The sequence below is a fragment of the Puniceispirillum sp. (SeqCode) genome, from assembly GCF_965657105.1.
Lineage (GTDB): Bacteria > Pseudomonadota > Alphaproteobacteria > Puniceispirillales > Puniceispirillaceae > Puniceispirillum.
In genome coordinates, this window is record NZ_CBFHNB010000094.1 from 1 (window position 1) to 4,280 (window position 4,280).

Here is a 4,280-nt window from a genome sequence, read left to right on the forward strand (position 1 = left end):
AGTGACTGGATCAAACATACTCCAAATTACGCATTTTTAGCACAGGATCCAGCGACCATCTCGCCGACTTCGGTGACCTTATCGATCATTGATGACTGGTTTGTGAATGCCGACGCCGCTGTGCAGAAAGCAATCACAAGCGACATTCAGACAGTGTTGGCCGATGAAGATGTTGCGCTTGATATTGGGGCCTATCGCGATGCGCCCTCTGGTTTGCGTATCTGGGCAGGTGCCACGGTTGCAACCGATGATCTAGCAGCTTTGATGCCATGGCTCGACTGGGCTTATGAGACGGTGCGCACCCAGCATGGGGACTCCTCATAGCCACAACGATTATTCCAAACAAATGCCAGACGAATGCCAAGTCTGTTGGCATATTTCTAAAGATGAATGAAAGGGCAGATCATGCCAAAAGTATTGATAAGCGATAAACTAAGCCCCCGTGCGGCGGATATTTTCACCGAACGCGGCGTTGATGTCGATGTAAAGCCTGGCTTGTCACCAGATGAGCTGGCCGCGATCATTGCCGACTATGACGGGCTGGCGATACGCTCGGCGACAAAGGTGACTAGGGATGTTCTGGACGCCGCCCCAAATCTGAAAGTCGTTGGCCGTGCGGGCATCGGCGTTGATAATGTTGATCTTCCCGAAGCCACCAAGCGCGGCGTCGTGGTGATGAATACGCCTTTTGGAAATGCGGTCACCACTGCCGAACATGCGATCACGATGATTCTGTCACTGGCACGTCAGATTCCGGCCGCTAATGAATCGACGCAAGCGGGCAAATGGGAAAAATCCCGCTTCATGGGCACCGAGATTACCGGCAAGCGGCTGGGCATTATCGGCTGTGGCAATATCGGTGCGATTGTCGCTGATCGGGCGCAGGGGCTGAAAATGCGGGTGATGGGATATGATCCATATCTGACACCTGAAAATGCAACTCGGCTGGGCATTGAAAAGGTCGAACTCGATGAATTGCTGGCACAGGCTGATTTTATTACCCTACATACGCCGCTGACCGATGGCACCCGTAATATCATCAGCGCCGATGCGCTGAACAAGACCAAGAAAGGCGTGCGGATCGTGAATTGTGCGCGTGGTGGACTGGTTGATGAAATGGCCTTGGCGGCGGCGCTTGGCACTGGCCATGTGGCTGGTGCGGCCTTGGATGTTTTTGAAAACGAACCGGCGACGGATAATATGCTGTTTGGCATGGATAATGTGGTGGCGACGCCGCATCTGGGTGCCAGCACGACCGAAGCACAGGAAAAGGTTGCTTTGCAGGTTGCCGAACAGATGGCTGATTTTCTGGTCAAGGGCGCGGTAACCAACGCGCTCAATATGGCGTCGGTCAGTGCCGAAGAAGCGCCGATTCTAAAGCCCTATATGACACTTGGTCGTCAGCTTGGTAGCTTTCTGGGACAAGTTGAAAGCGAAGGTCTGCAATCTGTATCGATTGAGCTTGATGGCAAGGCGGCGGTGCTCAATCCGGAACCGATTGTCGCCAGCACATTGGCAGGTTTGCTGGGACCGGTGATGGAGTCTGTCAATATGGTCAATGCCGCGGCGGTGGCCAGTGCCAATGGCATCGCGGTTTCAACGGTGCGTCATGATCGCCAATGCGATTATGAAACCTTGCTGCGGGTAACGATCAAACATGCGTCTGGTTCGCGTACGATCGCTGGCACGCTGGTTGGTGGTGACAAGGCACGGATTGTCGAGGTACAGCATATCGCCGTTGAATCAGACTTTCCCGCGCATCTTTTATATCTGCGGAATTATGACAAGCCTGGCTTTATCGGTGATCTTGGCACCCTTTGTGGTAAATATGGCGTCAATATTGCGACTTTCCATCTGGGACGCCGTGATGTTGGCGGCGAGGCGGTGGCACTGGTCGAGATTGATGGCGAACTGCCAGACAGTATGCTGGGCGATCTGCGGGCGCTGAAACAGGTGGTGCGCGTTGACGCCCTACAGTTTCAGCAATAGGCAGTTTCAACAATAGGCAATTTCAGCAATAGGCAGTTTCAACCATAGGCAGTTTCAACAATAAAACTCTGAGCAATAGGGCATGCACTAGGCTGGAATCGCGATAAGTCGCCTTTCCAGCTCTTAATCTGCCTTATTCAGACGCTTAATACAGCTAATCACACCTGTATTCTTGCCCTGCTTGCCATGGCAATGTTATGAAAGGTGCTGGCAAAGTCCGGCATATCGTCGCGGGCATCCCTGCCACTCAAAAGATGATCGAATTTCGCGCGGGTCAGGTCGCGCACAGTCTTAAGGATGACCTAATGTCGAATGTTGCAGTGATTGGTGCCCAGTGGGGTGATGAAGGTAAAGGCAAGATCGTTGACTGGCTGTCCAGCCGCGCTGATGTCGTTGTGCGCTTTCAAGGTGGGCATAATGCCGGACATACACTGGTCATCGATGGGGTTGAATATAAATTGTCATTATTGCCATCGGGCATTGTGCGGCCAGGCAAATTATCGGTGATTGGCAATGGCGTTGTGATCGATCCGGCGCATCTATTGTCTGAAATTGACTTGTTGCGTTCGCAAGGTGCCGAAATATCACCCGAAAGCCTGCTCGTATCGGAAAATGCCGCGCTGATCCTGCCAGTGCATAAAGCTATCGATGCGGCGCGTGAAGCGATGCGTGGCGATGCCAAAATCGGTACGACAGGCCGTGGTATCGGCCCTGCCTATGAAGATAAAATTGCCCGTCGTGCGGTGCGTCTTGGCGATCTGGCCAGCGAAGATACGTTGCTTGAAAAGCTGACCGCCTTGGCCGTACATCATAATGTGTGGCTGGCCGCGGGCGGGCATGATCTGGTTGATGCCGGTCAGATGAAAGATGATCTGCTGGCGATGCGCGATGCGATCATGGCCTATGCTGGACAAAGCTGGCGGGCATTGGAACAGGCGCGCGATCAAGGCCAGAAAGTGCTGTTTGAAGGCGCGCAAGGCGTGATGCTTGATATTGATCACGGCACTTATCCATTCGTGACCTCCAGCAATACCGTTGCCGGACAGGCGGCCACCGGTTCGGGTACGGGGCCGACCAGCATCGGCTTCGTTCTGGGCATTACCAAGGCCTATACCACCCGCGTTGGCAGTGGTCCGTTTCCAACCGAGGATTTCGGCGATGATGGCACCCGCATGGGCGAACGTGGTCGTGAATTTGGCACGGTGACAGGGCGCAAGCGTCGCTGTGGCTGGTTTGACGCGGTGATGGTGCGCCAGGCGAATGCGGTGGCGGGCATTACGGGCATGGCCTTGACCAAGCTGGATGTGCTGGATGGTTTTGACGTGTTGAAAATCTGTGTTGGCTATAGGCTGGAACAGGCTGATGGCCATGTTGTCGAGCTGGATCATTTCCCGGCTGATGCCCGCGCACAGGCGGCCTGTACACCGATCTATGAAGAAATGCCTGGCTGGCATGAAAGCACACAAGGCGCCCGTGAATGGGCGGGTCTGCCTGCCAATGCGGTCAAATATATCCGCCGTTTGGAAGAACTGACGCGCACGCCCGTGACCTTGGTCTCGACCAGCCCCGAACGCGACGATACGATCTTGATGCGCGACCCGTTTGTGGGCTAGGGGGTTGGTATTTCGGACTAGCTATCTGATAAGAAGCGCAAAGCCTCGGTAATGATCGCTTTATCTATTCGCGGAATAGATATGTTGGCCACAGCAAAATTATAAAGCTCTTTATATAGCGTTTCATTGAGCCTGCCCAAAACCTGCGCTTCAAATTTCTCTAATTGGCTTTTGTTATGTCGCGACATGTTCTGAAAGCAGAAACAGGTTTTTCTGCCCTTGCCTTGTGGCAGAAACTCTATGCGCGTTGCATCAATTACAAACGAATTATTACGATTATCTTGTGAGTTTAAGTAGCTAAAGCAACCAGCTAGACTGTCTGTTGGCACCCTTAGACATAACTTATATTTAATATTTCCATTGGTTGGGTCTAATATCTGAATAACATCGCCTAATTGGCACATTCCAGATAGGCGGATGATTCGGCGATGAAGTCAGCCTGGTCTTGGTCTGGTTTATCAAAAAGCAAAGCGTAATTCATTTCTTTTGAATTTTTTGTGCCGCGATTGTTCCACGCTTCCAGCCATGCGGGGTCTTCGTGCGTGAGTTCCCTTAGGTTTTTAAAATCACTGGCTAATATTTGTTGTAAAGCGGCGTCCAAAGCCATTTCATCACTTTCGGACATAAGCTCAGAAATTTCTGGTGCTTCGGTCAGTTCAAAAAATTTGGCTTTTGATG

General features: G+C 52.3%; 3 protein-coding genes and 1 pseudogene. 3 read left to right on the top strand and 1 reads right to left on the bottom strand.

Going from position 1 to position 4,280, the window contains the following annotated elements:
- The 3 genes and pseudogenes from ACTF7Q_RS10215 to ACTF7Q_RS10225 all read left to right on the top strand — a co-directional run.
- Nucleotides 1–324, top strand: a pseudogene (locus ACTF7Q_RS10215) (phosphoserine transaminase); the annotation flags it as partial.
- Between the two features lie 81 nt (nt 325–405).
- On the top strand, nt 406–1,989 hold the full coding sequence (gene serA, locus ACTF7Q_RS10220) for a phosphoglycerate dehydrogenase (RefSeq protein ID WP_438997732.1): 1,584 nt from the start codon (nt 406–408) through the stop codon (nt 1,987–1,989).
- Nucleotides 1,990–2,294: 305 nt separating this feature from the next.
- Complete coding sequence (locus ACTF7Q_RS10225; RefSeq protein WP_438997734.1) at nt 2,295–3,602, top strand: adenylosuccinate synthase; 1,308 nt, start codon at nt 2,295–2,297, stop codon at nt 3,600–3,602.
- A 391-nt stretch (nt 3,603–3,993) separates the two neighbouring features.
- On the opposite strand, the gene ACTF7Q_RS10230 is transcribed toward ACTF7Q_RS10225, so the two are convergent.
- Nucleotides 3,994–4,280: hypothetical protein (locus tag ACTF7Q_RS10230; protein WP_438997733.1), on the bottom strand; the 287-nt coding region annotated here is incomplete at its 5' end.

Excerpts from the sequence above, each read along its gene's own strand:
- serA (WP_438997732.1), top strand. The coding sequence starts at position 406 with ATGCCAAAAGTATTGATAAGCGATAAACTAAGCCCCCGTGCGGCGGAT.
- ACTF7Q_RS10225 (WP_438997734.1), top strand. The coding sequence starts at position 2,295 with ATGTCGAATGTTGCAGTGATTGGTGCCCAGTGGGGTGATGAAGGTAAA.